The organism is Stenotrophomonas sp. 96582_Sma, from assembly GCF_056480905.1.
On record NZ_CM151122.1, the window covers coordinates 4473779 to 4499843 of the forward strand.

Consider the following 26065-nt stretch of genomic DNA (forward strand, 5'->3'; position numbering starts at 1 on the left):
TTGCGCGCGAAGGGCACAGGCACCGGGTTGCGGCCGGTCATCTTACGCGCGCAGCGCGCGCATTCCCATGACATGGCGTGAATGCTGGGTTCCGGCAGGCCCCGGCATCACGCGTTGCGATCGCGTTACGAACAGAAAAAGGGGACGGAGGGGATTAAGTCGTTTCAAGCCCGACTGTGCCGAATACGACTTAATCCCCTCCGTCCCCTTTTCTTTCTACTGCCCGGCCTGGCGCTTGAGCCAGGTATCGCGCTCGGCCGGCGGCACCGCGAGGAACGCGCCGCGGACCTTGTCGCGCTCCTGCGGTGGCGTGCGCTGTGCCACCAGGGTCAGTTGGGCCAGCTGCGCCGGGCTGAGCTGGCGCAGCACGGCCAGCGCGGCCTCGCGCTGTTCCGGCGGCACGAAGCCGAACAGGCCGTGCAGCTTGGGGAACTCCAGGCCCAGCTGCGGGCCCAGCCGCCAGCCTTCGCGGAAGGCCTGGTCCTGCGCCTGGAACTGCTGCCGCAGGCGCTGCTGCTGGTCGGCCGGCAACGCATTGAATCGCGCAGCGGCCTGACGGATCCGCTCACGCTCGCCCTCCGGCAATACCCGCCATGCGGCGTAGTCGGCGCGGCGCTGGCGCTGCTGCTGGGCATCGAGCTGGGCGAACGTAGCGGGCGTCGTACCTGTGGTGGCCGGGGCCGCCGGTGAACTGCCCGGCACTGGCGGCGGCAGCGGCACGTTCAAGGTCTGCGGCGCGGCGGACAGCGACAACGGCAGGGCCAGCAGCAGGCTGGCGAATACGGTCTTATTCATCGGCAGCAGCGGTTTCCAGCGTGGCGCTGGCCGGCTCCGGCCGGCTCGGCTTGGATTGCGACTCGTCCACCGGCAGCGGGCCGCCCGCGGCGGTCCATGCATACAGATCGGCATCGGCCACCAGCGGATAGTCGCGGTCGGCCAGCATCGTGGCGTCGTCCGTCGCCTGCGCAGGGGTCGCGTCCGGCGTGGCATTGACCTTGCTCGGCGGCAGTGCTTCCACCGTGACGGGACCCGCCTCACCAACCACGCCTTCCGGCAGCGGTGCGTCGCTGCCGAACGAATGTCCCTGCCAATGGCGCCAGCCCAGCGCGGCGGCCAGCAGTACCACCACGGTTATCAGCAGGATCAACGGACCGCGCCAGCGCGGCTTGGCATTGGCGCGGCGGCGCTTGCCAGTGGCTGCAGCCCGCTCGTCGCGCTGCGGGGTGCGCCAGCTGGAGGTCGGCGCTTCACTGCTGTTCGTCGGTGCGGCCGGCTGTTGCAGCTGCTGCAGGCGTTTGACGGGCAGATCGCGGATGCGCAGCTGCACCTGTTCGGCCAGCTGGCGCCAGGCCGAGGCGTCGGGCTGGCCGTGCGCGTCACGCGGGCAGGCATCGGCCAGCAGCTGCTGGTAGCCGGCTTCGTCCTGGTCGAGCACGCGCGTGGCGATACCTTCATCCAGGCTGCCGCCCACCCGCAGCAACAGCGCCAGGCGCGGCAACGGTCCCATCTGGCCCAAGGCGGCAAGCGGCGGCTCCCACTGGCCGCCCACCGGCTCACGCAGCGCCTGGCGCTGGCCCAGCAGGGTCCAGAAGCGGGTTGGCCACTGCGCCATCGGCAGGTCACTGGCGACCGCCGCAAACGCGCGCATCACCGCCACCAGTGTCTGTTCGGCCCGGGCAGCATCGCCGCACTGCAGTTCAGCCACCACCAGGGCGCGGCGTTCAACACCTCGCAGGAACGCCGACAGCGCACCGGCCGCGGTCGAGGAAACAGGGGCGGGCACAGCCGTCATCGATCACTCCAAAGGTCTGCCCGCATGATAGCGGCAGGCCATCGGCGCCCGTAGGACTTGCGCCCACAGGCACTTCGTGCTGCAGGTTGTGCACAGCACCACGCTGCCTGCGCAGGAAACTGTGGCATCCAGCTGAATTCACTCTGTTTCAGCACTGTTTCACACTTAAGTAATTGATTTTGATGGATTTTAAAGTATGGCGATTTTTTGACCAACCGGAGCGTGAGGCCGTCGCCATCGGCCTCCTGCGCGCCCGCCGACCGGTAACGCACAGCGTTATCCACAGAACATGTGGATAAGACTGAATCTCCAATGGACACCGATATTTAGGTGACATTTATGATTCAACGGGCGCCGTCCCGCCGCCGCCCACCCCGCCATTCGCGCGCGCATGGCCCGGTACACTGGCCCGATGCTTTCACCGATTCCGACCCTGCAGGTCGCCCTGCCCGTCCCCCTGCCCCGCCTGTTCGACTACCTGTCGCCGGAGGGCGTGGCCCCCACGGTTGCGGTCGGCTGCCGCCTGAAGGTGCCGTTCGGCAACCGTGAGCTGGTCGGTGTGGTGGTGGGACACGGCCAGACCGACGACGGCCAGGGACTCCGCCAGGCGTTGGCCTGGTGCGACCCGCAGCCGCTGCTGCAGGGTGAGCTGTGGCAGAGCCTGCAGTGGCTGGCGCGCTACACCCACGCGCCGTTGGGCGAAGTACTCAGCACCGCCCTGCCCGGCCCGCTGCGCCACGGCGAGGCCCTGCCCGACACCCATCACTGGGGCTGGCAACTGACACCCGAAGGCCATGCCCAGCGCGGGAAGCTGCGCGCCGGCAGCCGCCCGCGGCAGCTGGCCGAACTGCTGGCCGAGGCCGTGGTGGATGAAGACGTACTGGGCGAACGCATGGAGGACTGGCGCACCGCCGCACGCAGTCTGTCCAAGCGTGCACTGGCCGAGCGCGTGGCGATGACGGTGGCACCGCAGCATGCGCAGCCGTTGCCCGGGCCCACGCTCAACCCGGACCAGGCCGAGGCCGTGACTGCGATCAACGCCGCCGACGGCTTCCAGCCTTTCCTGCTGGATGGCGTGACCGGCAGCGGCAAGACCGAGGTCTACCTGCAGGCGATCATCCATTGCCTGGCACAGGGCAGGCAGGCGCTGGTGCTGGTGCCGGAAATCGGCCTGACTCCGCAGACCCTGGCACGCTTCCGCGGCCGCCTCGGCATCGCCGTGCATGCGCTGCATTCGGGCTTGAACGATAACGAGCGCGCTCGCGTCTGGGCAGCCGCCTCACGTGGTGAAGCACGCGTCATTGTCGGCACCCGCTCGGCAGTGTTCACGCCGCTGCCGCAGGCCGGTCTGCTGATCATCGACGAGGAACATGACGGCAGCTACAAGCAGCAGGACGGCATCCGCTACCACGCGCGCGATTTCGCCCTGGTGCGCGCCAAGGCGCTCGGCATTCCCGTGCTGCTCGGCAGTGCCACGCCCTCGCTGGAAACACTGCACAACGCCTATGCCGGGCGCTACGCCCACCTGCGCCTGAAGCAGCGTGCCGGCGATGCACGACCACCGCGCGTGCGCATCCTCGATGTGCGCAAACGGCCATTGCACGATGGCCTCTCGGCCGATGTTCTGGCCGGCATCGGCGAGCACCTGCAGCGTGGCCAGCAGGTGCTGGTGTTCAAGAACCGCCGTGGCTATGCGCCGGTGCTGCTGTGCCACGACTGCGGCTGGACCGCACCGTGCAACCGCTGCGATGCACCGATGACCGTGCATGGTGGCGGCCGCCGGCTGCAGTGCCACCACTGCGGTGCGCGGCAACCGGCGCCGCTGGCATGCCCGGCCTGCGGCAGCCTGGCGCTGCAGCCACAGGGCATCGGTACCGAACGCCTGGAAGAGCACCTCACCGCCGCCTTCGCCGATTTTCCGGTGGTGCGCATCGACCGCGGCACCACCTCACGACGCGACGCACTGGAACAGCAGCTGGCGAAACTGGGTGACCAGCCCGGCATCCTGGTCGGCACGCAGATCCTGGCCAAGGGCCACGACCTGCCGAAGCTGACACTGGTGGTGGTGGTGGGCATCGACGAAGGTTTGTTCTCCGCGGACTTCCGCGCCAGTGAAAAACTGGCACAGCAGCTGATCCAGGTCGCTGGCCGCGCCGGCCGTGCACGTGATCCTGGTGAGGTCTGGCTGCAGACTCATCACCCCGGGCATCCGCTGCTGGAAACCCTGGTGAGCGGTGGCTACCACCCGTTCGCGCAGGCCGAGTTGAACCAGCGCCAGGCCGCCGGATTCCCGCCGTTCGCGCATCTGGCACTGATGCGCGCCGAGGCACAGCAGGTCGAGCATGCCAATGCGTTCCTGCTGGCGGCGCGGCAGTTGCTGGGCGAACAGAACGTGGTCGAGGCCTATGGGCCGATGCCGGCGCCGATGCCGCGGCGTGCCGGTTACCAGCGCACGCAGCTGTTGCTGTCCGCGCTTCAGCGGCCACCGCTGCATGGCGTGCTGGCCCAGCTGGTGCCGCAGCTGTATGCGCTGCCGGAGGCACGCAAGGTGCGCTGGTCGCTGGATGTGGATCCGACGGATCTGTATTGAGGCAGACGAACGCTAGCGCCGGGCCATGCCCGGCGGTCCTCCGCATACCACGCTCGCCGGGCATGGCCCGGCGCTACCCCTCAGGTCAGCGGCGACATCACGCCGCGCTGGTAGGCCGGGCGTTCGCGCAGGCGGGCGTACCAGTCGGCCAGGTGCGGCAGTTCCGGGCGCTGGATGGGCAGTTCGAACCAGGCATAGATCAGCGAGCCCAGCGGGATGTCACCCATCGCGAACGTCTCGCCCGACAGCCACGGCTGTCTGGCCAACGTGGCATCGGCCATCGCCAGGTAGTCACCGGCACGCACGATGGCGGCATTGATGCGCGCTTCGTCGCGGTCAGCTGGGGCGGTGCGCATGATGCCCCAGATCAGGTCGGTGTACAGCGGCGCCATGCGCGAGGTGCTCCAGTCCATCCACTTCTCGGCCTGGGCGCGTTCCATCGGGTCTTCGGCGTACAGCGTGCCCAGCGCGTAGCGCGCACTCAGATAGCGCACGATGGCATTCGATTCCCACAGCGGCAGGCCATGGTCTTCGATCACCGGCACCAGGCTGTTGGGATTCATCGCCAGGTACTCCGGCGTCTGCGTGCCGCCATGGCTGCCACCAACCTCGATGGATTCATACGGCAGGCCGATCTCCTCGGCGCACCACAGCACCTTGCGGACGTTACTGGAATTGCGGCGGCCCCAGATCTTCAACATGCGGGTTTTTTCCTTGCTGGCAATGCGAGCGGCAACGATACGCCTGATCGGAGTGGGTGTGTGGGTGGCGGATGCGGGATCTGGCATCTGGGGCTTGCCGGCCAGCGGCCGGCACTACCGGTTTTTCTTCGGCAGCGCGCGCACGTAGGAGGACTTGCCGTCCTTCTTCAGCTCGAACAGCCCGATCGCTGCCAGCAGGTCACTGAGCTTGCCGTAACCGTAGTTGCGCGGATCGAACGAGGCCTGGTTGCCGATCTGGCTGCCGACCGGGCCAAGGTGCGACCAGCCATCCTCGCCCTCGGCCGAGGACACCGCACGGCGCAGCATCTTCACCAGCCGCGTATCGCTGCGCATTTCCGCACCGCTCTTGCGTGGCCGGGCATCGTCGTTGGCAACAGGCTCGTTCGATGCCTGTTCGCTGGACGCCTGTTCGGTATCCGGCACGCTGGCATGGGTCTGGCCCAGCGCTTCCAGATAGGTGAACTTCGAGCACGCGTTGACGAACGGCTCCGGGGTTTTCTTCTCGCCGAAGCCATAGACCTTCACACCGTCGGTCAGCAGGCGCATCACCATCGGGGTGAAATCGGCATCGCTGGACACGATGGCGAAGCCATCGAGATTGCGCGCGTACAGCAGGTCCATGGCATCGATCACCATCGCCATGTCCGAGGCATTCTTGCCCTTGCTGTAGGCGAACTGCTGGATCGGGCGGATCGCATATTCGTGCAGCACGGCCTCCCAACCCTTCAACCGCGGGCTCTTCCAGTTGCCATAGGCGCGGCGCACGTTGGCCACACCGTAGCGGGCGACTTCGGCCAGGACCTCGTCGATCTTCGAGGCCGGCGCATTGTCGGCGTCGATCAACAGGGCGATGCGCTTTTCCGGTTCGCTCATGGGCTCCTCACGGGCGGTTGCCTGAACCCGAGTATCGCCGATCCATGCGGGCGCTGACGTGACAGGGCGCCATCGTGCGAAGATGCCAGGCGCTTCCCCCAATGCCCCCACTGGAGTGAGTCGATGAGTCGCGAGCGCGTTCCCCACCTGGTTGTTGTCGGCGGCGGTTTTGCCGGCCTCTGGGCCACCCGTGCCCTGGCCCGCGAGCGCATACGCATCACCCTGGTCGACCGCCGCAACCACCATCTGTTCCAGCCACTGCTGTACCAGGTGGCCACCGCCGGCCTGTCCGCGCCGGACATCGCCGCGCCGCTGCGCCACATCCTCGGCCACCAGCGCAATGTGGAAGTCCGCCTCGGCGAAGTGGTGACCATCGACAAGCAGGCCCGGCAGATCCGCATGGCCGATGGCAGCACGCTGGACTACGACAGCCTGCTGCTGGCTACCGGCGCCACCCACGCCTACTTCGGCAACGACCAGTGGGCCGATGATGCGCCCGGTCTGAAGACGCTGGACGATGCCATTGCGTTGCGCCGCAAGCTGCTGCTGGCGTTCGAGCGCGCAGAGGCGGAACCGGACCCGGCGAAGAAGGCCGCATGGCTGAGCTTTGCCGTGGTTGGTGGTGGACCTACCGGCGTCGAACTGGCCGGCACTCTGGCCGAGATCGCGCGGCATACGCTGCGCAACGAGTTCCGCCACATCGACCCGGCCAGCGCCAAGGTGCGGCTGGTCGAAGCTGGCCCACGCGTGTTGTCCTCGTTCCCGGAAGTGCTTTCGCTGAAGGCGCGCCGGCAGCTGGAAAAACTGGGAGTGGAAGTGCTGACCGGTACCCCGGTGAGCGACATCGACAGCCAGGGCTTCAAGCTCGGTGAGCATTTCGTGCCGGCACGCACGGTGGTCTGGGCCGCCGGTGTGGCCGCTTCACCCCTGGCGCGCACGCTGGACGTGCCGCTGGACCGCGCCGGCCGCGTGCAGGTGCAACCCGATCTCACCCTGCCCGGCCACCCGGAACTGTTCGTGGCCGGCGATCTGGCCGCACTGAACCAGGCCAACGGCAAGCCGGTACCCGGCGTGGCCCCTGCCGCCAAGCAGATGGGCAAGTACGTGGCCGAGGTGATCCGCGCGCGCCTGCACGGCAAGGCAGTCCCCGGACCGTTCAAGTACGCCGACTTCGGCAACCTGGCCACCATCGGCCGCATGGCCGCGATCGTGCACCTGGGCCGGCTGCAGTTGTCGGGCATCCTGGCCTGGTGGTTCTGGCTGGCCGCGCACGTGTTCTTCCTGATCGGCTTCCGCAACCGCATCGTGGTGCTGCTGAACTGGGCGGTGGCGTACTGGAGCTACCAGCGGAGCGCGCGCATCATCTTCGGTGATGATCAGGAAGACCGGCGACCCCGACGGTAGTGCCGGCCGCTGGCCGGCTGCTGCGCGGTCGGATCCCTTTCCGCAGGAAAGGGCTCTGACCCCGTCAACACCATCCACGCATGGCGTGGATCTACCGGTTCATCGGGCCACCCGCCGTTTCGACCAGGTGCGGCAGAAATCCTCCTTCCTCGCGGCATCAGCAATCTGCGCGGTACTCCAATGCCGGGTGATCCAGATTGTCAGTGCGGTACTGCTGAGATGCCAGCGCAGCATGTCGTGCCTTGGCTGCCGCATCAGGTGGCGGCGTGCAACCCAGAACGCTTCGCGCTCGACATCAGTCGCCTTCTTCAACGCTTCAGGATCGAAGAACCGCGTCGTGAAGCTCCATGGAGTCATCGGCTGGTATCCCGCCCGCGGTTCGCTGCTGCACGCGGCCACACCACTGGGCGTGCGGTCGGCCAAGTTCGGCCGGCCTTCCACCAGCGCCAACCCGAGCAGGTACAGCAGGCCAGGCAGCAGCGCGATGCCGGCGACCAGCATGACGACGCAGATCCATGCTTTGCCGGCGGCACGCATCGCTCTACTGCGCCTTTGGTTTCGCGTACCACAGTGCGTTGACGATGACCCAGCGCTGGTCGAAGCGCCCCATGTGGAAGTAGTCGACGAACCACGGGGTTTCCAGTCGCACCGAGGCGGCGTTGCCGGTCACGTCCAGCACCGTGCAGCGGCGGTCCCATTGATCCTTCGGGGTCTTCAACGCGCCCTGCTTCGTCAGCGCCACCAGTTCTTCCTTCGACATGCGGCGCAGGCCCAGGCGTTCGTCGGGCGTATCGCCGAGGACCGCGCGCTTGGCCAGGTCCGGGTGCAGGGAGCGGGCGACGCGCTGCGGGTCGGCTTCCAGCTGGCCGTCGACGTAATCGTGGCAGGTGGCTTCAATGGCCTCGAGGGTGGCCGGATCGGCAGTGGGGCTCGTTGCTGCGGAAAGAGCGAACAGCAGGGCAATCGCGGACATCCGGGTCTCCAGGGCTGGGCGCGGGGTGATCATGGCATGGGCCAAGTGGCCCATCCACGCATGGCGTGGATCTACAGAAGCGTCTCGGCCGGTTCCTGCAGCCAGGCCAGCTTGCGTTCGCGCGGCTGCTGCTTGAGCTGCCACTCGGCCCGCGAGGCGGCAGCCCGGTCCGGGTACTCGCGCACGGCCAGCACGCGCAGCGGCGGCCGCGCCCGGGTGTAACGCGCGCCCTTGCCGGCCTGGTGGGCGGCGAAGCGCGCGTCCACGTCGGTGCTGATGCCGGCGTAATAGCTGCCATCGCGGCATTCGAGCAGGTACAGGAACCACGGGCGGAGGGACGGGGCCATGCCCGGATTATGCCGTGCTGCACTGCAGCGGATATACTGGCGCCCGAATGCAGGAGAGAGGCGCCGCGCTGGCGCCCGCCGAAGGCGCAGGCTCCCATGATCGCTCAGGCCGGTGGGCTGGAATCCCACCAACCATGCATTCGACTCGCCGAGCTGGAGAGAGGTCACCGGGCACGCCCGGGACGATCCGCCGAAGGGGCACGCGGCCTACGCCGCTGAACTCTCAGGCAAAAGGACAGCGGGAGCGGCACCGGTCATCGTCATCCCGTCATTGCGCAGGCAGTGGCGGTAGTCGCGCATGGCCGGCCCCACCGCGCCCGGAGCCTGTCCCATGCTGCTGTCCATCATCTACCTGATCGCCATTTCCGCCGAAGCCATGACCGGCGCGCTGTCCGCCGGCCGCCGCCGCATGGACCTGTTCGGGGTGGTCATGATCGCCTGTGTCACCGCCCTCGGGGGCGGTTCGCTGCGCGACATCCTGCTCGGCCACTACCCGTTGGGCTGGGTGAAGCATCCCGAGTACCTGGGCTTCACCGTGTGCGCGGCGCTGATCGCCACCTGGGTGGCGCGCTGGATGCACCACTTCCGCCGCACCTTCCTGGTGCTCGATGGCCTGGGCCTGATCGCCTTCACCCTGATCGGCTGTTCGATCGCGCGCGAGGCCGGCCATGCCATGCCGATCGTGCTGATCGCCGGCATGCTGACCGGCGCGTTCGGCGGCGTGCTGCGCGACATTCTCTGCAACGAGGTGCCGCTGATCTTCCAGAAGGAGCTGTACGCGATCATCGCGCTGCTGACCGGCGCGGCCTACCTGTTGCTGCTGCACTGGGGCGTGGCCGACGCCACCGCGATCCTGTGCTGCCTCGGCGGCGGCTTCGCGCTGCGCCTGCTGGCGATCCACTACCGCTGGGAAATGCCGAAGTTCGTCTATCACGACGAAGTGCATTGATTGTTTGTCGGTAGTGTCGGCCGCTGGCCGGCAACACGGCACACGCCCGCAGATTCCGGCAGGTTGCCGGCCAGCGGCCGGCACTACCGAATGCGCTGCATGACCATGGTCATACGGCATTGGCCGGGGTGATTGGCTACCATTGTCACCCCGTCGCTGCCGCGACGGCATCCAGCCACGCCGCGCCCGCGGCCCCGCCAGACAACTCCCTCCCCGCTGCCCGTGGTGCCGTGAACGCGCCGACGGGCCCGCATGTCCCTGCGCGCGCAGGGCGCAGGATGCCCCATGTCTGTCGCCGAAAATTCCCGCTTCCGTCGTGCCCGCCTGTTGTGGGCGGTGCTGGCCATCGCCCTCGCCGCCCTTCTGGCGTGGTGGCTGTGGTCCCGGAATGGTGCCGGCAGCAGCGACGATGCACCCGGCAAGACGGTGCCCGTGCGCATCGCCCGCGCCAGCGCCGAGCCGCTGGTGCTGCGCCTGAAGGCGGTCGGTACGGTCACCCCGCTGCACAGCGTGGTGGTACGCAGCCGCGTGGATGGCGAACTGCTGCGGCTGCATTTCCAGGAAGGCCAGCAGGTGAAGGCCGGCGACCTGCTGGCGCAGATCGACCCGCGCCCGTATGAGGTGAAGCTGGCACAGGCCCAGGGCACGCAGCAACAGAACCTGGCCGAGCTGGAGAACGCAGAACGCCAGCTGCAGCGCTACCGCGAACTGCAGAAGCAGAACTACGTGTCCGGGCAGGAACTGAGCGACCAGCAGAGCAAGGTGCGCCAGCTGCAGGGCCGCCGCCTCAGCGATCAGGCGTCTGTTGATGAAGCGCGCCTGCAGCTGCAGTACACCCGCATCACCGCGCCGGTCAGTGGCCGCGTCGGGCTGCGCCGGTTGGACGTGGGCAACCTGGTGCGCGCCAGCGATGCCGAAGGCCTGGTGACGCTGGCGCAGACCGCGCCGATCAGCGTGCTGTTCACCGTGCCCGAACCCGAGCTGCCTGCGCTGCTCGATGCCGTGCAGGCGCAACCGGCACTGGCGGTGGAAACCTGGGACCGCGAAGAACGCCGGCAGCTGGCCCGCGGCTCGCTGTCCAGCGTCGACAACCGCATCGATACCACCACCGGCACGTTGAAACTGCGTGCGCACTTCGACAACCACGATCTGGCGCTGTTCCCCAACCAGTTCGTCAACGTCCGCCTGCAGCTGGGCGAGCAGCCCGCGCTGCTGATTCCCGATGCCGCCGTGCAGTTCGGCAGCCAGGGCAACTACGTGCATATCGTCGACAAGGACAGCAAGGCACAACGCCGCACCGTGGTGCTCGGTCCAGCCGATGATGGACGCGTGGCCGTGCGCTCCGGGCTGGCCGCAGGGGACAAGGTGGTGATCGAAGGCATCGACGGGCTGGAAGACGGCACGGCGGTGGAGATCATCACCGAGGAGGCCGCGACCAAGGCCGGCGCATGAACCTCTCGCGCCCGTTCATCCTGCGCCCGGTCGCAACGACTCTCCTGATGGTGGCGCTGCTGCTGTCCGGCGTGCTGGCCTATCGCCTGCTGCCGGTGGCGGCGCTGCCGCAGGTCGATTACCCGATCATCCAGATCACCACGCTGTATCCGGGGGCCAGCCCCGAACTGACCACACGCACCATCACCGCACCGCTGGAGCGCCAGCTCGGCCAGATTCCCGGCCTGAAACAACTGTCGTCGACCAGTTCCGGTGGCGCCTCGGTCATCACCCTGCAATTCGGGCTGGAGGTGTCGCTGGGTGTGGCCGAGCAGGACGTGCAGGCCGCCATCAACGCGGCGGGCAGCTTCCTGCCCGGGGACCTGCCTGTGCCGCCGGTGTACCGCAAGGTCAACCCGGCCGACACCCCGATCCTGACACTGGCGGTGACCTCGCAAGGACTGTCGCTGCCGCAGGTGCACGATCTGGTGGATACGCGCATCGCCCAGCGCCTGGCGCAGTTGCCCGGCGTCGGCCTGGTCAGCCTGGCCGGGGGCCAGCGCCCGGCGGTGCGCATCCAGGTCAATCCGGCGGCGCTTGCCGCCAACAACCTGGGCATGGACCACATCCGCACCGCCATCGCCGCCGCCAACGTCAACCTGCCCAAGGGTAGTTTCGACGGCCCGATCCGCGCGGTGATGCTCGATGCCAACGATCAGATGCGCAGCGTGGATGAGTACCGCGCCCTGGTACTGGCCTGGCGCGACGGCGCGCCGCTGCGGCTGGGCGATGTAGCCACCATTACCGATGGCGCCGAGAACCGCCAGTTGGCTGCGTGGAGCGGTACCACGCCGGCAGTACTGGTGAACATCCAGCGCCAGCCCGGCGCCAACGTGATCGCCGTGGTCGAGCAGGTGCGTACGCTGCTGCCGCAGCTGCAGGCCACGCTGCCCGCCGGCGTGCAGATGAATGTACTGAGCGACCGTACCGAATCGATCCGCGCGTCGGTGCGCGGCGTGCAGAAAGAACTGGTACTGGCCATCGGCCTGGTGGTGCTCGTCACCTGGGTGTTCCTGCGCAATCTGCCGGCCACGCTCATTCCCAGCGTCGCGGTGCCGCTGTCGCTCATCGGCACCTTCGCGGTCATGCTGCTGGCCGGCTATTCGCTCAACAACCTCACGCTGATGGCGCTGACCATCGCCACCGGCTTCGTGGTGGACGACGCCATCGTGATGCTGGAGAACATCGCCCGCCATCTGGAGGAAGGCGAAAGCCCCCGCGATGCAGCGCTGAAAGGCGCAGCCGAGATCGGCTTCACCCTGGTGTCGCTGACTGTTTCGCTGATCGCGGTGCTGATCCCGCTGCTGTTCATGGCCGACCTGGTGGGTGCACTGTTCCATGAGTTCGCAGTGACACTGGCGGTAGCCATCGGCATTTCGCTGGTGGTCTCGCTGACGCTGACGCCGATGCTGTGCGCGCGGTTCCTGAAGCCGCACGCGAAGACTGCACATGCGCCCGATGTCTTCGACCGCGTCATCGGCCTCTACGACCGCCAGCTGCGCTGGGTGCTGCAGCGCCAGCCGCTGATGTTGCTGGCCACCGTTGCCACCCTCGCACTGACCGTGGCGCTGTACTTCGCCGTGCCCAAGGGTTTCTTCCCGGTGCAGGATGCCGGCCTGGTGCAGGGCATCAGCGAAGCGCCGCAGGCGATCTCGTTCCAGGCCATGCGCGAGCGCCAGCAGGCACTGGCGGCGGCCATCGAAGCCGACCAGGCGGTGGCCAGCGTGTCGTCCTACATCGGCGTGGACGGCAACAACGCCACGCTCAATACCGGCCGCCTGCTGATCGAGCTGAAACCGCACGGCGACCGCGATAGCGCCGCCGTAGTGATGGCGCGCCTGCAACAGCGCGTGTCGAAGATCCCCGGCATCACCCTGTACCTGCAGCCGGTACAGGAGCTGGGCATCGAAGACCGCATCAGCCGCACCCAGTACCAGTTCACCCTGACCACGCCGGATCTTGAAACACTGGAACGCTGGACCCCGAAGCTGCTGCAGGCGCTACGCCAGCAACCTGCACTGCGCGATGTCGCCAGCGATCTGCAGATGCAGGGCCGGCAGGCGCGCGTGGCGATCGACCGCGATGCGGCGGCGCGCCTGGGCGTAAGCGTGGAAGCAGTAGCCGATGCGCTGTACGACGCCTATGGGCAGCGCCAGATTTCGACCATCTTCACCCAGGCCAGCCAGTACCGGGTGGTGCTGGAGGCCGATCCTTCACGACAGCCCGGGCCGGAGGCGATCACGGGCCTGCGTGTGCGCAGCAGCAGTGGGCAGACCGTGCCGCTGGGTGCGGTGGCACGCGTGGATCTGGGCCCGACCGCCCTGCTGCGCAACCATGTCGGCCAGTTCCCGGCGGCCACGCTGTCGTTCAACCTTGCCCCGGGTGCTTCGCTGGGCGAAGCGGTGGAGGCTGTGCACGCCGCGCGCGCACAGGTGAACCTGCCGCAGAGCATCGAACTTCGCCTGCAGGGTGCCGCAGCGGCCTTCAGCAGCTCGCTGTCGTCCACACTGTGGCTGATCCTGGCCGCGGTGGTGGTGATGTACATCGTGCTGGGCGTGCTCTACGAGAGCTTCATCCACCCCATCACCATCCTCTCCACCCTGCCCTCGGCCACCGTCGGTGCGTTGGCGGCACTGTGGGTAAGCGGACGCAGCCTGGACCTGATCGCGGTGATCGGCATCGTGCTGCTGATCGGCCTGGTGAAGAAGAACGCGATCATGATGATCGACTTCGCGCTGGACGCGCAGCGCACACGCGGCATGTCACCGCGCGAGGCGATCCATCAGGCCGCGCTGCTGCGCTTCCGGCCGATCCTGATGACCACGCTGGCCGCGCTGTTCGGCGCAGTGCCGCTGATGCTGGCCAGCGGTTCCGGCGCCGAGCTGCGGCAGCCACTGGGCTGGGTGATGGTAGGGGGGCTGCTGGTCAGCCAGGTACTGACCCTGTTCACCACGCCGGTGATCTACCTGGCCTTTGATCGCCTGCAGCGTGGCCGTGCGACGTCCCCGGTGGCCGTTGACGAGGCGAGCGCGTGACCCCCATCGCGCGCCTGGCGCAGGCCTGCGTGCAGCGCCCGGTAGCGACGATCCTGCTGGCGGTGGCGCTGGTGCTGGCCGGCCTGCTGGCATTGCGCCTGTTGCCGGTGGCGCCGCTGCCACAGGTCGATTACCCGGCCATTGAAGTCAGTGCCAGCCTGCCCGGCACCTCGCCCGAGTCGATGGCAGCCACCGTCGCCACGCCGCTGGAGCGCGCACTGGGCAGCCTGCCCGGCATCTCACGCATCGACTCGGCCAGCACCCAGGGCCAGACCCAGATCGAACTGAAGTTCGTACTCGGCCGCGACATCGATGAGGCAGCGCGTGAAGTGCAGGCCGCCATCAATCTTGCACGCGGACAGTTGCCCAGTGGCATGCCCGGCATGCCGCAGTACCGCAAGGTCAATCCCTCACAGGCACCGATCCTGGCGCTGGCACTGACCTCGGACACGCGTTCGCCAGGCCAGCTGTATGACCTGGCCTCCACCGTGCTGGCGCAGAAGCTGTCGCAGGTGCCGGGCGTGGGCGAAGTGCAGGTGGGCGGCAGCGCCTTGCCCGCCGTGCGTGTATCGCTGGACCCGAATGCACTGAACCATGCAGGCCTGGCACTGGAGGACGTGGCCCAGGCCATCGGCCGCGCCAACGCCATGCGCCCGCTGGGTGCCGTGGGCGATGACCGCCAGCAGTGGCAGCTGGAAGCGCCGCTGCAGCTGCGCCAGGCCGCGCAGTACCGCGAACTGGCATTGAAGGTCAGCGACGACCGCACGCTGCGGCTGGGCGATGTCGCCGCCGTTGCCGATGGCGTGGAAGACCGTTACGCCAGCGGCTTCCACAACGAACGCCCCGCCGTGCTGCTGATCGTCAGCCGCCAACCCGGCGCCAACATCATCGCCACCGTTGATGCCATCCAGGCGCAGCTACCGCAACTGCATGCGCTGTTGCCCTCCAGCGTGGACATGCGGCTGGTGATGGACCGCTCGCCGGTGATCCGCGCCACCCTGCACGAAGCAGAGCTCACGCTGGTGCTGGCGATCGTGCTGGTGGTGCTGGTGGTGCTCGGCTTCCTCGGCCACTGGCGTGCAGCGTTGGTGCCCAGCGTGGCCATTCCGGTGGTGCTGTTCGGCACGCTGGCGCTGATCGCGCTGATGGGCTTCTCACTCAATACGCTTTCATTGATGGCGCTGATCGTCGCCGCCGTGCTGGTGGTGGACGATGCCATCGTGGTGCTGGAGAACATCGCCCGCCATCGCGAACTGGGCGCCGACCGCTGGCAGGCGGCAGTACGGGGTGCATCGGAAGTCGGTGCCACGCTGCTGTCGATGAACGTTGCACTGGCCGTGGTGTTCGTCTCCATCCTGTTCCTGGACGACTTCGTCGAACGCCTGTTCCGCGAATTCTCGTTGACCCTGGTGGCGGCCATGACGGTCTCCGTGCTGGTCGCGCTGAGCCTGGTGCCGATGCTGTGTGCACGATTGTTCGTGGATGCCGCGCAGCAACCCTCGCGCTGGCAGCGGGGCAGCAATGCGCTGTTCGAACGTGTGCGCAGCGCCTACCTGCGCACGCTTCAGGCCAGCCTGCGCCGGCTGCGCTGGCCGTTGCTGGCCTTCGTTGCAGTCATCGCGCTTAACACGTGGCTGTTCCAGCAGGTGCCCAAGGGCATCGTGCCCAAGCAGGACACCGCGCAGCTGCGCGGCTTCGCGCGCGGCGATGACGGCCTGTCCTTCCAGGCCATGCAACCGAAGATCGACGCGTACAGGAAGCTGTTGCTGTCCGATCCGGCCATCGAGGACATCATCGGCTACATCGGTGGCAGCAACGGGGTCAACAACGCCTTCATCATGATCAAGATGAAGCCGCTGGCCGAGCGCAAGGTGTCCAGCCAACAGGTGATCGACCGCCTGCGCGCGCGGCTGCCCAAGCTGCCCGGCGGCAATCTCTATCTGTGGGTGGACCAGGACATCCGCCTGGAGGGCGCCGGCAGCAGCGGCAAGTACGAGTTCCAGCTGCTGTCGGCCGATACAGCACCACTGCGCGAATGGGCGCCGAAGGTGGCGGCCGCGCTGCGTGGCCTGCCCGAACTGGTGGACGTGGAAGCACAGGGTGAAGCGGGCATGCGCCAGGTGGTGCTGGATATCGACCGCGAAGCAGCCGCGCGCCACGGCGTCGACCTGCGCACGGTGGCCAACATGCTCAACAACTCCTTCAGCCAGCGCCAGGTCGCCACGCTGTACGACAGCCTCAACCAGTACCGCGTGGTGATGGAGTTGGACCCGAAGCACACCCAGGACCCGGGCACGCTGTCACGCCTGCAGGTGATCGATGGCAACGGCCAGCGCATTCCGCTGTCGAGCATCGCCAGCTGGCGCTATGGCATGGCACCGGACCGGGTGTACCACAGCGAGCAGTTCGCCTCGATCTGGATCGAGTTCGCGCTGGCACCGGGGGTGGGCCTGGAACAGGCCACGCAGGCGATCGATGGTGCGATGGCGAAACTGATGCTGCCACGGTCGGTACAGGGAAAACTGTCCGGCGAAGCCGGCGGCCTGGAGCAGCTCCGTTCGCGCCAGTTGTGGCTGGTGCTGGGCGCCACGCTGGCGGTCTACCTGGTGCTGGGCATCCTCTACGAGAGCTTCCTGCAGCCACTGGTGATCCTGTCCACCCTGCCTTCGGCCGGTGTCGGCGCGCTGCTGGCGCTGTGGCTGTTCGGCAACGAACTGAACCTGATCGCCCTGCTCGGCCTGTTCCTGCTGGTGGGCGTGGTGATGAAGAACACCATCCTGCTGGTGGATTTCGCACTGGCCGGCGAGCGGCGCGGGCTGAGCGCGCAGGATTCAGTGATGGAAGCCGCGCGGTTGCGCCTGCGGCCGATCCTGATGACCTCGCTGGCGGCGCTGCTCGGCACGCTGCCGCTGATGCTGGCCAACGGCGAAGGCTGGGAGCTGCGGCAACCGCTGGGCATTGCGATTGTCGGCGGCTTGCTGGTCAGCCAGTGGCTGACGCTGTACACGACCCCGGCGATGTATCTGGCCTTGGCGAGGATTCGGGCGAAGCGGTGAATGTGGGGCGGGGAATTCATCCACGCGTGGCGTGGATCTACCGTCAATGCCGCACGACGAACCCGCCGGACCGGCCGCTGGATGGCGCCTGCAGCTCCTCGTTGAAGGCTGCCTTGATGGCCTCGACCACCACGTCACGGTCCATGCCCTCACTGGTCACCAGCGCGTCGGCAACGTGCTGGGCAACGTCGGCAAGAATTCGCCCCCAGGCACGTTCTTCGCGGATGTCGGGGCGATCCTCGTACAGCCCCACTTTCAATGATGCATGCAGCCCGCGCTCAGCGATCCACACGCGAATCATCTCGACCGAAGATTCGTCGCGTTGGGCAGCTTCAGGGATGATCAGTTCTTTCATGGCGGCAGCCGCAAGGAGAAGTGATCGCATTGTGGCCCACATCCATGCATGGCGTGGATCTACTGCGGACCTTGAGTAGAGTCGAGCTTGCTCGACTGCCGTTGGTGCACGTTTTTCCGCAGTCGAGCAAGCTCGACTCTACGTGTCCAAGGCGGATCATCGCACTGTGCGGACTGGACCACTTGGCGTGCCGGGTGCGACCCGACGGGCCCGCGACAAATGTGGCCTCCAGCGGGTCGTAGCCGTCATTGCCGGGGACGGCGAATCGTCCACGCATGGCGTGGATCTACTGCCACCCCGGCGATGTACCTGGCGCTGTCGCTCATGCGCAGCGCCAGGCGCATCGCCGGTGCAGATGGGCCGGTCTCCAACTCCGACCGGCCCTGATCGCGGCCGCACCCCCGCAGGCGCTGGCCGCCATCCACACACGTGCCGCACTCAGGCGGCTTCCATCAAGCTGCTTCGGACACCTTCACGTCGCGACGGGCGCGCACGGCCGCAGCCAGTCGCTCCAGCACCGTGACGGTGGTGTCCCAGTCGATGCAGCCATCGGTGATGCTCTGCCCGTAGATCAGCGGCTGGCCTTCCACCAGTTCCTGGCGGCCACCGACCAGATGGCTCTCGATCATCACGCCAACGATGCGCTGCTCGCCGTCTTCCAGCTGAACGGCGATGTCGTCGATCACCTTCGGCTGGTTCTCCGGGTTCTTCAGGCTGTTGGCATGGCTGGCGTCGATCATCAGACGCGTCGGCAGCTTCGCCTTGGCCAGCACCTGGCAGGCCTCAGCAACACTGCCTGCGTCGTAGTTCGGCTGCTTGCCGCCGCGCAGGATCACATGGCAATCCGGGTTGCCGGTGGTCGACACGATGGCGGTACCGCCCTGCTTGGTGACCGACAGGAAGTGATGCGGATTGGACGCGGCACCCACCGCGTCAGCGGCGATCTTCACGTTGCCATCGGTGCCGTTCTTGAAGCCGACCGGGCACGACAGCCCCGACGCCAGCTCGCGATGCACCTGGCTTTCGGTAGTGCGTGCGCCGATCGCGCCCCATGCCACCAGGTCGGCGATGTACTGCGGCGAGATCACGTCGAGGAATTCGACACCGGCCGGCAGGCCGAGTTTGTTGATGTCGCGCAGCAGGCCGCGGGCGATGCGCAGGCCCTTGTCGATCCTGAAGCTGCCGTCCAGGTCCGGGTCGTTGATCAGGCCCTTCCAGCCCACCGTGGTGCGCGGCTTCTCGAAGTACACGCGCATGACGATTTCCAGTTCTCCGGCCAGCGCGTCACGCAGCGGCTTCAGGCGCTGGGCGTACTCGATGGCGGCCTTCGGGTCGTGGATCGAGCACGGGCCAACCACCACCGCCAGGCGGTCGTCACGGTCATGCAGGATCTGGTGCAGGGCCGCGCGCGAGGCGCTGACGGTGTCGGAGGCTTCATCGTCACAGGGCAGCATCGCCAGCAGCTGGGCGGGCGGTGTCAGCGGTTCGATGGTGCGGATACGCAGGTCGTCGGTGTGCGGGGGCATTGCAGGAGATCTCCGGAACGTTGGGGGTCCCCAGCGTGGCGGCATGAAAAAAGCCGCCAGGTTCGCTGGCGGCTTTCGGGAATGCGTCTGAAGCTTTCTTCAGGGTGAGCGCAGTCCTTCCTCCGCCAGTGGCTTCGGAAAGTAATACCAGTAAAAGCGGGTGGCGGCTGCGTTCATGGGATCTATTGATAACACAGCTTTTGCGCAGTGCAAAATGTTTCATCCGCAACTGGGGACGCGGTTCAGCGAGGTGCGCACCAGCCATGCCTACGCGGCGGCAGCCACGCGAAGTTGCTCATTTGCCATGCACTTCCACGTCCAGCAGCAGGCCTTCGTGGATGTCGGCCCAGCGCTCCAGCACGCGATCCAGTTCCTGCCGGGCTTCGTCCAGCTGCTCAGGGTTGAGCAGGGAACGCGCGGTGTAGAGGTCGGAAACCAACCGCCGCAGGGCCGATTCCGGGATGGCCACCGACGGCCCCTCCAGGCCCGGCAACTGCAACGCCGGGCTGTCGCCAAGAGGGCCGAACAGCGTGACCTGGAGCGTGCTCTGCATGATCAACTTCCCTGCGGATGGACATGGGCAATGCACTGTTTACCGTGTCTGGGTGACAGGCGCATGTGCCTCCCATGCCGAGGCCCGGGATCTGCCGGCGTCTGCCGCCCCGCTACAGGGCGGCCAGGTCGGCCAGGTGCTGGGCCATGCTGTCCATCGCGCCTACCGCATGGGTGGTGGTGAAGTACGCATGCCAGCCGGTCGCGGCGATGCCGGCCACCAGCGCATCGACCTCCTCGCGGCTTGCACAGCGCCAGACCGCATAGAACTGCTCATCGCTGCCGTGCGGTACGCCCGTGGCAATGCGGCCCATCGCCAGCGGCGTGATGCGGGCTGGATCGAACTGCTGCATGCCGGCGCCAATACGGGCGAAGAAGGCATTCCGCTGCTCGGGTGGGAGTGTGGTCCAGGCAGGTGTGGCGGTGTAGAGCTCGATGAAGGTATGGGACATGAGGTTCTTCCTTGAGGTTTACGAGGTTGCGGGGTTGCCGGCCAGCGGCCGGCACTACCGGAACGAGCGCAGTGCGCGTTTGCGGATGTAGGCGTTGGCGTCGCTGTGGCGCTCGTGCTGCCAACGCGTGCACAGCTCGCGCAGCCACTGCGGCTGAGTCTTGCCGGCGTCATTGAGCCAGTTGCCGACCGAATCCTGCACATAGCGCTCCGGGTCGTCAGCCAGTGCTTCCAACATGGGTAACGCAAGTTCCGGATGCTGCTTGAACAGTGCGATATGCGTGGCCCAGACACCGCGTGGGCGCAGCGCTTCACAGGCAAAGCGGCGCAGGTACGGCGATGTTTCCTGTGTCCAGGGTTGCAGGTACTCAAGCGCCTGCATCGGCGCGGCAACGATGTCCGTGCGTAGCGCCAGCCACGCCCATTCGCGCACACCGAAGTGTGGGTCATCGGCCAGCGTGCGCATCTGCTGCAGCTTCTCTGCCAACGTTGCGCGGGCATCGCTGCCGACCAGATAGCAGGCCCAGCCACGCACGGTATCGGAGCTGTGATCCTGCCAGAACTCAGGCGCACCCTGCCCCGCCTCACGCAGCAGTTGCGCGGCCAGGGCCATGCGCAGCGTGATGCCCTTCTTGCCTGAGGCATCACGCATGCGTTGCAGCGCTTCCGGTGCAGGCGCAGGCGCCACCACCTGCAGCAACGCGGCGAAATCCACTGCCAGGCATTCGGCCAGATGGGTGGTGGCAACGCGACCGGTGTTGAGTTCATGCAGGCGTTGCGCCGCAATCGCCGGGCTCATGCTGCAGACTCTCGTCCAGCATCGGTGTGCTGCCAGACCTTGTGCAGCAACCGCGACAGCTGCTGCTGTTCATCGGTATCCAGACCATTGAACAGGCCACCGATCCACTGTGTGTGCTGGTCAAACAGTGTCTCGGCCAAGCGTTTTCCCCGTGCGGTCAATACGATCTGCAGGCGACGGCCATCCTCAGCATCGCTGCGACGCTGCAGCAGTTCTTCGCGCTGCAGGCCATCGAGCAGGCCGCTGATGGTGGCGCGGGTCACGCCTGCGCGTTCGGCCAGCTCGTGGGGCGACAACGTGCCACCGGCCCCATGCAGCAGGAACAGCACGATGAAGCGACCCTCACTGAGCCCGTGTGGCGCCAGCCGGGTGGCGCAATCGTGGTCGATGGACGACGACAACGAGAGCAGCTGGAAGCACAGGCGCAGCTGCGCGACGTTGGCGTGGCCGCGTCGCTGCGCCTCATCCATCAGGGCATGGTGCTTGGCTTCGATCATCTCGTGATGAGCATATGATTAGGCGCCTAATCATATGCCATCCCCTTCGGCGTGGCTACCAGTCCATCACCTTCGCCGCCGGCCCGGGATGCGACGGGAACAACGGCAGTACCTCCTCGGCCAGCTCCTGCAGCACCTCGCCGGCAGGCCGCTCGGCGAACTGGATCCCCAGTGCGGCATGGTTGACGCCGGCCCGCTGCCAGGCCTGCAGCAGATCGATCAGACCCTTGCGGCCGGTGCGCAGGGTGAAGCCACCCCGCAGCGGCATGCGTGGATGATCCGGATCATCCACCAGGTCGATCCATTCGTTGGTCATGTGCGGACGGAAGCCGCCGTCCGGAATCAGCGCGCGCCAGGCGCCGATCTTCGCGGCCAGCCGCTGCGGACCAGCGTTGTCATGGGTGGCCTCTGGGTAGGTCAGCCAGCCATCGGCATGCTGGCCGATCCATTCCAGTGGCTGGCGTGCGCCACCGGTGACGATCAGCGGAACGCGGCCACTGACCGTGGGCGGCAGCAACTGCACGCCCTGCTCGGCACCGGCATGTGTCATCCGCCCATCCGTGCCCGGTTGCAGCCAACGGCGCATCTCGTTCATTGCGGTGGCAAAACGCTCTCCGCGCGCCGCGTGCTCCAGTCCATAGGCCGGAAACTCCAGCGGTCGATCACCGGACGCCACACCCATCACCAGCCGCCCACCGGACAGCTGATCGATCGACGCCGCGGCCTTGGCCAGATCGATCGGATGGCGCAGTGGCAGCACCACGCTGCCGGTGGCCAGGGCCACCCGCTGTGTGCGCGCTGCCAGCCACGCAAGGTAGGTGAATGGATCGAACAGCTGCCCCGCATCGCCGAACAACGGATCGAACAGCGGTACGTCACGCACCCATACCGCAGCGAAGCCATGGCGGTCGATCTCCTCCACCAGCCGCGCCTGGCCCTGCAGCACGGCCATGTCGCCCTGGTAGAAGCGCAGCGGCAGGTAGATGCCCAGGGTCAGCGCGTCGGCGCGGAACATGCGCTGGTAGCCCGGGTGCGTGGCAAAGACCGGCGCCGACGCGCCCGGCACTGCAATGGTATCGTTCATATGCGTCGCCTCCTTACGGTCCGGTGGCCGGCTCGGGCAGCTGCACGCCGCGCTGTACCGCAGGGCGTGCGGCAACCCGTGCGTACCACGCATCCAGATGGCGATGCCGCGACAAATCGATGTCGATGATGCGGGCGATGTGCAGCCAGCCGAAGTGGGCGATGTCGGCAATCGAGTAGTGATCGCCAGCCAACCACTCGCGTCCCTGCAGGCGCTGGTCGAGTACGCCGAACAGCTCGTCGCTCAGGCGGCGGTAGCGTTCGATTGCCGCGGAATCGGGCTGTTGTGCGAAATGCTCGAAGTGCACGCGCTGGCCGAGGATCGGGCCGACGCTGGCGGCATGGAACATCAGCCAGGTCAGCGTCTCCCAGCGCGCAGCCGGTTCGGAAGGCAGCAACGCATTGCCCTGTTCGGCCAGGTACATCAGGATCGCCGCCGACTCGAAGACAACGATGCCGCGCGCGCGATCTTCCAGCACGGGAATGCGGCCATGCGGGTTGAGCCGCAGGAAGTCGGGATGGCGATGTTCACCATCGGCGATGTGGACGTGGTGAAGGTGATAGGGAAGACCCAGTTCTTCCAGTGCGATGGTGGCCTTGAAGCCATTGGGAGAACTGTCGGAGTACAGGTGCAGCGAAGGTTCGTTCATGGGAATCCTGGACGCAGGGAGCGACGGCATGCATCGGCCGTTGAAGGTGGCCGGGCGATGCGGGAACGGGCGCTGCAGCAGCCGTGCAGGCAGTCTAGGAAAGGCCTGCGTCGCGGGGAAACGATGTCTTCTGCACGGGGAGTTGAGCGGGGCTCAACGTGCGCGACGCGCGCGCGACAGCCTGCAGTGCGGTCGATATGCTGTCGCAGCGCGGCGCGTGCCGACGCGGTTACAGGAGAGTTGAGATGGGTGCGGTGCTGCCGCTGCTGGGCCTGCGGGCCTTCGTTGAAACCGGCCGACATGGCAGCCTGACCGCCGCCGCCGATGCGATGGGGGTGACACCTGGTGCAATCAGCCAGCAGCTTCGACAGCTGCAGGAGCGGCTGGGCGTGAGCCTGTTCGACCGCACCCGGCATGGCGTGGTGCTCAGTGCAGCCGGCGCGCGCGTGTATCCGGAGCTGCTGCAGGCCTTCGATCAGATCGCACAGAGCCTGCAGACACTCGAACGCTGGGAAACACGGTGCACGCTACGCATCAGCGCGGCACCGAGCTTCGCCGCACAGTGGTTGGCGCCGCGACTGGGCGGGTTCAGTGCGTTGCATCCGCAGGTGGACGTGCAGCTGGACTCGAGCGCGGCGTTGGTCGACCTGCGCCGCGACGGCGTGGACATCGCGATCCGTCATGGACTGGGCCGCTACCCTGGCCTGCATGCCGAGCATCTTCTGGCGCCGGTACTGCTGCCGGTGGCCAGTCCAGCATTGTTGGCCGGCGCACCGACGGTCAGCTCGGTACAGGATTGCCTGCAGCTGCCGCTGCTGCAGGACGCCGACCGCAGCGACTGGCGGCTGTGGTTCCAGGCACTGGATCTGCCCGTCGATGAACGACTGGAGCGCGGCCCTGCGTTCGATGACGACCTGTTGCTGATCCGCGCGGCGGTGGCCGGGCAAGGCATCGCCCTGGTGCGCGACATCCACGCGGCCGAAGAACTCGCCAATGGCCGGCTGCAGGTGGTGATCGACCAGCCCTGGCCACAGGCCTTCGCCTACTACGCGGTGACGCGTGCGGACGGCGAGGCCAACGCGGCGATACCTGCTTTCATGACCTGGTTGCATGCAGCATTGATGACGCCGCAGGAAGCAGGCACACACACCCTGCAGGACGCAGGATGAGCCGCTCGGAAAGCGATGCCGTTGCGGCCGGCCACAAAAAAACCCCGCCTTGCGGCGGGGTTTTTCATTGCGGGGCGAACGTGGGGACTTAGAAGTCCATGCCGCCCATGCCACCCATGCCGCCCATGCCACCGGCGCCACCCATGGCCGGCTCGTCCTTCTTCGGAGCTTCGGCAACCATGGCTTCGGTGGTGATCATCAGGCCAGCGATCGAAGCTGCGTTCTGCAGCGCCGAACGGGTCACCTTGGTCGGGTCCAGGATGCCGAACTGCAGCATGTCACCGAACTCGCCGGTGGCGGCGTTGTAGCCGAAGCTGCCGGTGCCTTCCTTGACCTTGTTGATGATGACCGACGGTTCTTCACCGGCGTTGGCCACGATTTCGCGCAACGGGGCTTCCATCGCGCGCAGGGCGATCTGGATGCCGTGGTTCTGGTCTTCGTTGGCACCCTTCAGGCCGGCCAGTGCGGTGACCGCACGGACCAGGGCCACGCCGCCGCCCGGGACCACGCCTTCTTCAACGGCTGCACGGGTAGCGTGCAGGGCGTCGTCGACGCGATCCTTCTTTTCCTTCATTTCGATTTCGGTCGAAGCACCGACCTTGATCACGGCAACGCCACCGGCCAGCTTGGCCACGCGTTCCTGCAGCTTCTCGCGGTCGTAATCCGAGGAGGTGTCCTGGATCTGGGTCTTGATCTGGCCGACGCGTGCGTCGACGGCAGCCTTGTCACCCACGCCATCGATGATGGTGGTGTTTTCCTTGGAGACCTGCACCTTCTTGGCGCGGCCCAGGTCCTTGATGGTGGCCTTTTCCAGCGACAGGCCCACTTCTTCGGAGATCACGGTGCCGCCGGTCAGCACGGCCATGTCTTCCAGCATCGCCTTGCGACGGTCGCCGAAGCCCGGAGCCTTGACGGCCACGACCTTGACGATGCCACGGATGGTGTTGACCACCAGGGTCGCCAGCGCTTCGCCTTCAACTTCTTCGGCAACGATCAGCAGCGGCTTGCCGGCCTTGGCGACGCCTTCCAGCACCGGCAGCAGGTCACGGACGTTGGAGATCTTCTTGTCGTGCAACAGGATGAACGGGTCATCCAGGTCAGCGGTCTGCGACTGCTGGTTGTTGATGAAGTACGGGGACAGGTAGCCGCGGTCGAACTGCATGCCCTTGACCACGTCCAGCTCGTTGTCCAGGCCCGAGCCTTCTTCAACGGTGATCACGCCTTCCTTGCCGACTTCCTTCATCGCGTCAGCGATGATCTGGCCGATCGACTCGTCCGAGTTGGCCGAGATGGTACCGACCTGGGCAATCGCCTTGTCGTCGGCGGTCGGCTTGGAGATGGTCTTCAGCTCGGCAACGGCGGCCACGACGGCCTTGTCGATACCACGCTTGAGGTCCATCGGGTTCATGCCGGCGGCAACGGCCTTGGCGCCTTCGCGGATCAGGGCCTGGGCCAGCACGGTGGCGGTGGTGGTGCCGTCGCCGGCGTCGTCGTTGGTGCGCGAAGCAACTTCCTTCACCATCTGCGCGCCCATGTTCTCGAACTTGTCAGCCAGTTCGATTTCCTTGGCGACGGACACGCCGTCCTTGGTGATGGTCGGCGCGCCGAAGCTCTTTTCCAGCACGACGTTGCGGCCCTTCGGGCCCAGGGTGGCCTTGACGGCATTGGCGAGAACGTTGACGCCGCGCACCATGCGCGAACGGGCGTCTTCACCGAAACGAATATCCTTGGCAGCCATTGCGATTACCTCG

At 66.9% G+C, this 26065-nt stretch carries 23 protein-coding genes and 2 riboswitches; of the genes, 7 read left to right on the forward strand and 16 right to left on the reverse strand.

Annotated features, from left to right (window positions below):
• Positions 1–216 precede the first annotated feature (216 nt).
• Positions 217–795 (reverse strand): DUF3106 domain-containing protein, encoded by a 579-nt coding sequence (locus tag ACZK2R_RS20995; protein ID WP_125892180.1) that lies wholly within the window; start codon positions 793–795, stop codon positions 217–219.
• Positions 788–1792, reverse strand: a complete 1005-nt coding sequence (locus ACZK2R_RS21000; RefSeq protein ID WP_032129681.1) for a hypothetical protein — start codon at positions 1790–1792, stop codon at positions 788–790. The genes ACZK2R_RS20995 and ACZK2R_RS21000 overlap by 8 nt, the downstream gene beginning before the upstream one ends.
• Positions 1793–2204: 412 nt before the next feature.
• Between ACZK2R_RS21000 and ACZK2R_RS21005 the strand changes: the two genes are divergently transcribed.
• A complete protein-coding gene (locus tag ACZK2R_RS21005; protein ID WP_125892178.1) occupies positions 2205–4382 on the forward strand; it encodes a primosomal protein N' in 2178 nt (725 codons plus the stop codon).
• Between the two features lie 80 nt (positions 4383–4462).
• On the opposite strand, the gene ACZK2R_RS21010 is transcribed toward ACZK2R_RS21005, so the two are convergent.
• Together ACZK2R_RS21010 and ACZK2R_RS21015 are read right to left on the reverse strand one after the other, a co-directional pair.
• Entirely contained in the window at positions 4463–5083 is a 621-nt protein-coding gene (locus ACZK2R_RS21010; RefSeq protein ID WP_032129683.1) for a glutathione S-transferase family protein, read from the reverse strand.
• Between the two features lie 114 nt (positions 5084–5197).
• Positions 5198–5977, reverse strand: coding sequence for an NYN domain-containing protein (locus ACZK2R_RS21015; protein WP_010481148.1), 780 nt, complete (start codon positions 5975–5977; stop codon positions 5198–5200).
• Between the two features lie 123 nt (positions 5978–6100).
• Here ACZK2R_RS21015 and ACZK2R_RS21020 point away from each other — a divergent pair, with 123 nt between their 5' ends.
• A complete protein-coding gene (locus ACZK2R_RS21020) occupies positions 6101–7381 on the forward strand; it encodes an NAD(P)/FAD-dependent oxidoreductase (protein ID WP_180837432.1) in 1281 nt (426 codons plus the stop codon).
• Positions 7382–7480: 99 nt separating this feature from the next.
• On the opposite strand, the gene ACZK2R_RS21025 is transcribed toward ACZK2R_RS21020, so the two are convergent.
• The 3 genes from ACZK2R_RS21025 to ACZK2R_RS21035 all read right to left on the reverse strand — a co-directional run bounded on the left by ACZK2R_RS21025 (position 7481) and on the right by ACZK2R_RS21035 (position 8701).
• The gene (locus ACZK2R_RS21025; protein WP_125892174.1) at positions 7481–7918 is read right to left on the reverse strand and encodes a hypothetical protein; all 438 of its coding nucleotides are present in this window, start codon (positions 7916–7918) and stop codon (positions 7481–7483) included.
• A gap of 4 nt (positions 7919–7922) precedes the next feature.
• Complete coding sequence (locus ACZK2R_RS21030; protein WP_125892172.1) at positions 7923–8354, reverse strand: nuclear transport factor 2 family protein; 432 nt, start codon at positions 8352–8354, stop codon at positions 7923–7925.
• 71 nt (positions 8355–8425) lie between these two features.
• A complete protein-coding gene (locus ACZK2R_RS21035) occupies positions 8426–8701 on the reverse strand; it encodes a GIY-YIG nuclease family protein (protein WP_032129686.1) in 276 nt (91 codons plus the stop codon).
• 40 nt (positions 8702–8741) lie between these two features.
• Positions 8742–8831: riboswitch (glycine riboswitch) on the forward strand.
• A 13-nt stretch (positions 8832–8844) separates the two neighbouring features.
• Positions 8845–8948: riboswitch (glycine riboswitch) on the forward strand.
• A gap of 84 nt (positions 8949–9032) precedes the next feature.
• Here ACZK2R_RS21035 and ACZK2R_RS21040 point away from each other — a divergent pair.
• The 4 genes from ACZK2R_RS21040 (at position 9033) to ACZK2R_RS21055 (ending at position 17232) form a co-directional block, all read left to right on the forward strand.
• A complete protein-coding gene (locus ACZK2R_RS21040) occupies positions 9033–9650 on the forward strand; it encodes a trimeric intracellular cation channel family protein (protein WP_005411215.1) in 618 nt (205 codons plus the stop codon).
• A gap of 285 nt (positions 9651–9935) precedes the next feature.
• A complete protein-coding gene (locus tag ACZK2R_RS21045; RefSeq protein WP_125892169.1) occupies positions 9936–11102 on the forward strand; it encodes an MdtA/MuxA family multidrug efflux RND transporter periplasmic adaptor subunit in 1167 nt (388 codons plus the stop codon).
• Complete coding sequence (locus tag ACZK2R_RS21050; protein ID WP_125892167.1) at positions 11099–14176, forward strand: multidrug efflux RND transporter permease subunit; 3078 nt, start codon at positions 11099–11101, stop codon at positions 14174–14176. The genes ACZK2R_RS21045 and ACZK2R_RS21050 overlap by 4 nt, the downstream gene beginning before the upstream one ends.
• Positions 14173–17232 carry an efflux RND transporter permease subunit gene (locus ACZK2R_RS21055; RefSeq protein ID WP_125892165.1) on the forward strand — a complete coding sequence of 1020 codons (3060 nt, stop codon included), beginning with the start codon at positions 14173–14175 and terminating at the stop codon, positions 17230–17232. Before ACZK2R_RS21050 ends, ACZK2R_RS21055 begins: the two co-directional genes overlap by 4 nt.
• A 43-nt stretch (positions 17233–17275) precedes the next feature.
• On the opposite strand, the gene ACZK2R_RS21060 is transcribed toward ACZK2R_RS21055, so the two are convergent.
• From ACZK2R_RS21060 to ACZK2R_RS21095, 8 genes are all read right to left on the reverse strand, one after another.
• The gene (locus tag ACZK2R_RS21060) at positions 17276–17587 is read right to left on the reverse strand and encodes a DUF5076 domain-containing protein (RefSeq protein ID WP_080356512.1); all 312 of its coding nucleotides are present in this window, start codon (positions 17585–17587) and stop codon (positions 17276–17278) included.
• A 452-nt stretch (positions 17588–18039) separates the two neighbouring features.
• Positions 18040–19113: a 3-deoxy-7-phosphoheptulonate synthase gene (locus ACZK2R_RS21065; RefSeq protein ID WP_125892163.1), complete on the reverse strand. Its 1074-nt coding sequence runs from the start codon at positions 19111–19113 to the stop codon at positions 18040–18042.
• A 295-nt stretch (positions 19114–19408) separates the two neighbouring features.
• Positions 19409–19666, reverse strand: a complete 258-nt coding sequence (locus tag ACZK2R_RS21070; protein WP_005414620.1) for a hypothetical protein — start codon at positions 19664–19666, stop codon at positions 19409–19411.
• 112 nt (positions 19667–19778) lie between these two features.
• Positions 19779–20117, reverse strand: coding sequence for a DUF6616 family protein (locus ACZK2R_RS21075; protein WP_088027429.1), 339 nt, complete (start codon positions 20115–20117; stop codon positions 19779–19781).
• A gap of 54 nt (positions 20118–20171) precedes the next feature.
• Positions 20172–20915, reverse strand: coding sequence for a DNA alkylation repair protein (locus ACZK2R_RS21080; protein ID WP_125892161.1), 744 nt, complete (start codon positions 20913–20915; stop codon positions 20172–20174).
• On the reverse strand, positions 20912–21412 hold the full coding sequence (locus ACZK2R_RS21085) for a MarR family winged helix-turn-helix transcriptional regulator (protein WP_032130045.1): 501 nt from the start codon (positions 21410–21412) through the stop codon (positions 20912–20914). The genes ACZK2R_RS21080 and ACZK2R_RS21085 overlap by 4 nt, the downstream gene beginning before the upstream one ends.
• A gap of 55 nt (positions 21413–21467) precedes the next feature.
• The gene (locus tag ACZK2R_RS21090) at positions 21468–22496 is read right to left on the reverse strand and encodes an LLM class oxidoreductase (protein WP_125892159.1); all 1029 of its coding nucleotides are present in this window, start codon (positions 22494–22496) and stop codon (positions 21468–21470) included.
• A 13-nt stretch (positions 22497–22509) separates the two neighbouring features.
• Complete coding sequence (locus ACZK2R_RS21095; RefSeq protein ID WP_032130046.1) at positions 22510–23145, reverse strand: glutathione S-transferase family protein; 636 nt, start codon at positions 23143–23145, stop codon at positions 22510–22512.
• 245 nt (positions 23146–23390) lie between these two features.
• Between ACZK2R_RS21095 and ACZK2R_RS21100 the strand changes: the two genes are divergently transcribed.
• Positions 23391–24314, forward strand: coding sequence for a LysR substrate-binding domain-containing protein (locus ACZK2R_RS21100; RefSeq protein ID WP_125892155.1), 924 nt, complete (start codon positions 23391–23393; stop codon positions 24312–24314).
• 88 nt (positions 24315–24402) lie between these two features.
• Here the strand turns inward: ACZK2R_RS21100 and groL are convergent, their stop codons facing one another.
• Positions 24403–26052: a chaperonin GroEL gene (gene groL / locus ACZK2R_RS21105; RefSeq protein ID WP_014038666.1), complete on the reverse strand. Its 1650-nt coding sequence runs from the start codon at positions 26050–26052 to the stop codon at positions 24403–24405.
• Between the last annotated feature and the right edge of the window lie 13 nt (positions 26053–26065).

Excerpts from the sequence above, each read along its gene's own strand:
- ACZK2R_RS21090 (WP_125892159.1), bottom strand. The coding sequence starts at position 22,496 with ATGAACGATACCATTGCAGTGCCGGGCGCGTCGGCGCCGGTCTTTGCC.
- ACZK2R_RS21065 (WP_125892163.1), bottom strand. The coding sequence starts at position 19,113 with ATGCCCCCGCACACCGACGACCTGCGTATCCGCACCATCGAACCGCTG.
- ACZK2R_RS21085 (WP_032130045.1), bottom strand. The coding sequence starts at position 21,412 with ATGATCGAAGCCAAGCACCATGCCCTGATGGATGAGGCGCAGCGACGC.
- ACZK2R_RS21020 (WP_180837432.1), top strand. The coding sequence starts at position 6,101 with ATGAGTCGCGAGCGCGTTCCCCACCTGGTTGTTGTCGGCGGCGGTTTT.
- ACZK2R_RS21100 (WP_125892155.1), top strand. The coding sequence starts at position 23,391 with ATGGGTGCGGTGCTGCCGCTGCTGGGCCTGCGGGCCTTCGTTGAAACC.
- ACZK2R_RS21095 (WP_032130046.1), bottom strand. The coding sequence starts at position 23,145 with ATGAACGAACCTTCGCTGCACCTGTACTCCGACAGTTCTCCCAATGGC.
- ACZK2R_RS21030 (WP_125892172.1), bottom strand. The coding sequence starts at position 8,354 with ATGTCCGCGATTGCCCTGCTGTTCGCTCTTTCCGCAGCAACGAGCCCC.
- ACZK2R_RS21040 (WP_005411215.1), top strand. The coding sequence starts at position 9,033 with ATGCTGCTGTCCATCATCTACCTGATCGCCATTTCCGCCGAAGCCATG.
- ACZK2R_RS21060 (WP_080356512.1), bottom strand. The coding sequence starts at position 17,587 with ATGAAAGAACTGATCATCCCTGAAGCTGCCCAACGCGACGAATCTTCG.
- ACZK2R_RS21050 (WP_125892167.1), top strand. The coding sequence starts at position 11,099 with ATGAACCTCTCGCGCCCGTTCATCCTGCGCCCGGTCGCAACGACTCTC.
- groL (WP_014038666.1), bottom strand. The coding sequence starts at position 26,052 with ATGGCTGCCAAGGATATTCGTTTCGGTGAAGACGCCCGTTCGCGCATG.
- ACZK2R_RS21075 (WP_088027429.1), bottom strand. The coding sequence starts at position 20,117 with ATGTCCCATACCTTCATCGAGCTCTACACCGCCACACCTGCCTGGACC.
- ACZK2R_RS21025 (WP_125892174.1), bottom strand. The coding sequence starts at position 7,918 with ATGCGTGCCGCCGGCAAAGCATGGATCTGCGTCGTCATGCTGGTCGCC.
- ACZK2R_RS21035 (WP_032129686.1), bottom strand. The coding sequence starts at position 8,701 with ATGGCCCCGTCCCTCCGCCCGTGGTTCCTGTACCTGCTCGAATGCCGC.
- ACZK2R_RS21045 (WP_125892169.1), top strand. The coding sequence starts at position 9,936 with ATGTCTGTCGCCGAAAATTCCCGCTTCCGTCGTGCCCGCCTGTTGTGG.
- ACZK2R_RS21005 (WP_125892178.1), top strand. The coding sequence starts at position 2,205 with ATGCTTTCACCGATTCCGACCCTGCAGGTCGCCCTGCCCGTCCCCCTG.
- ACZK2R_RS21080 (WP_125892161.1), bottom strand. The coding sequence starts at position 20,915 with ATGAGCCCGGCGATTGCGGCGCAACGCCTGCATGAACTCAACACCGGT.
- ACZK2R_RS21015 (WP_010481148.1), bottom strand. The coding sequence starts at position 5,977 with ATGAGCGAACCGGAAAAGCGCATCGCCCTGTTGATCGACGCCGACAAT.
- ACZK2R_RS21070 (WP_005414620.1), bottom strand. The coding sequence starts at position 19,666 with ATGCAGAGCACGCTCCAGGTCACGCTGTTCGGCCCTCTTGGCGACAGC.
- ACZK2R_RS20995 (WP_125892180.1), bottom strand. The coding sequence starts at position 795 with ATGAATAAGACCGTATTCGCCAGCCTGCTGCTGGCCCTGCCGTTGTCG.
- ACZK2R_RS21000 (WP_032129681.1), bottom strand. The coding sequence starts at position 1,792 with ATGACGGCTGTGCCCGCCCCTGTTTCCTCGACCGCGGCCGGTGCGCTG.
- ACZK2R_RS21010 (WP_032129683.1), bottom strand. The coding sequence starts at position 5,083 with ATGTTGAAGATCTGGGGCCGCCGCAATTCCAGTAACGTCCGCAAGGTG.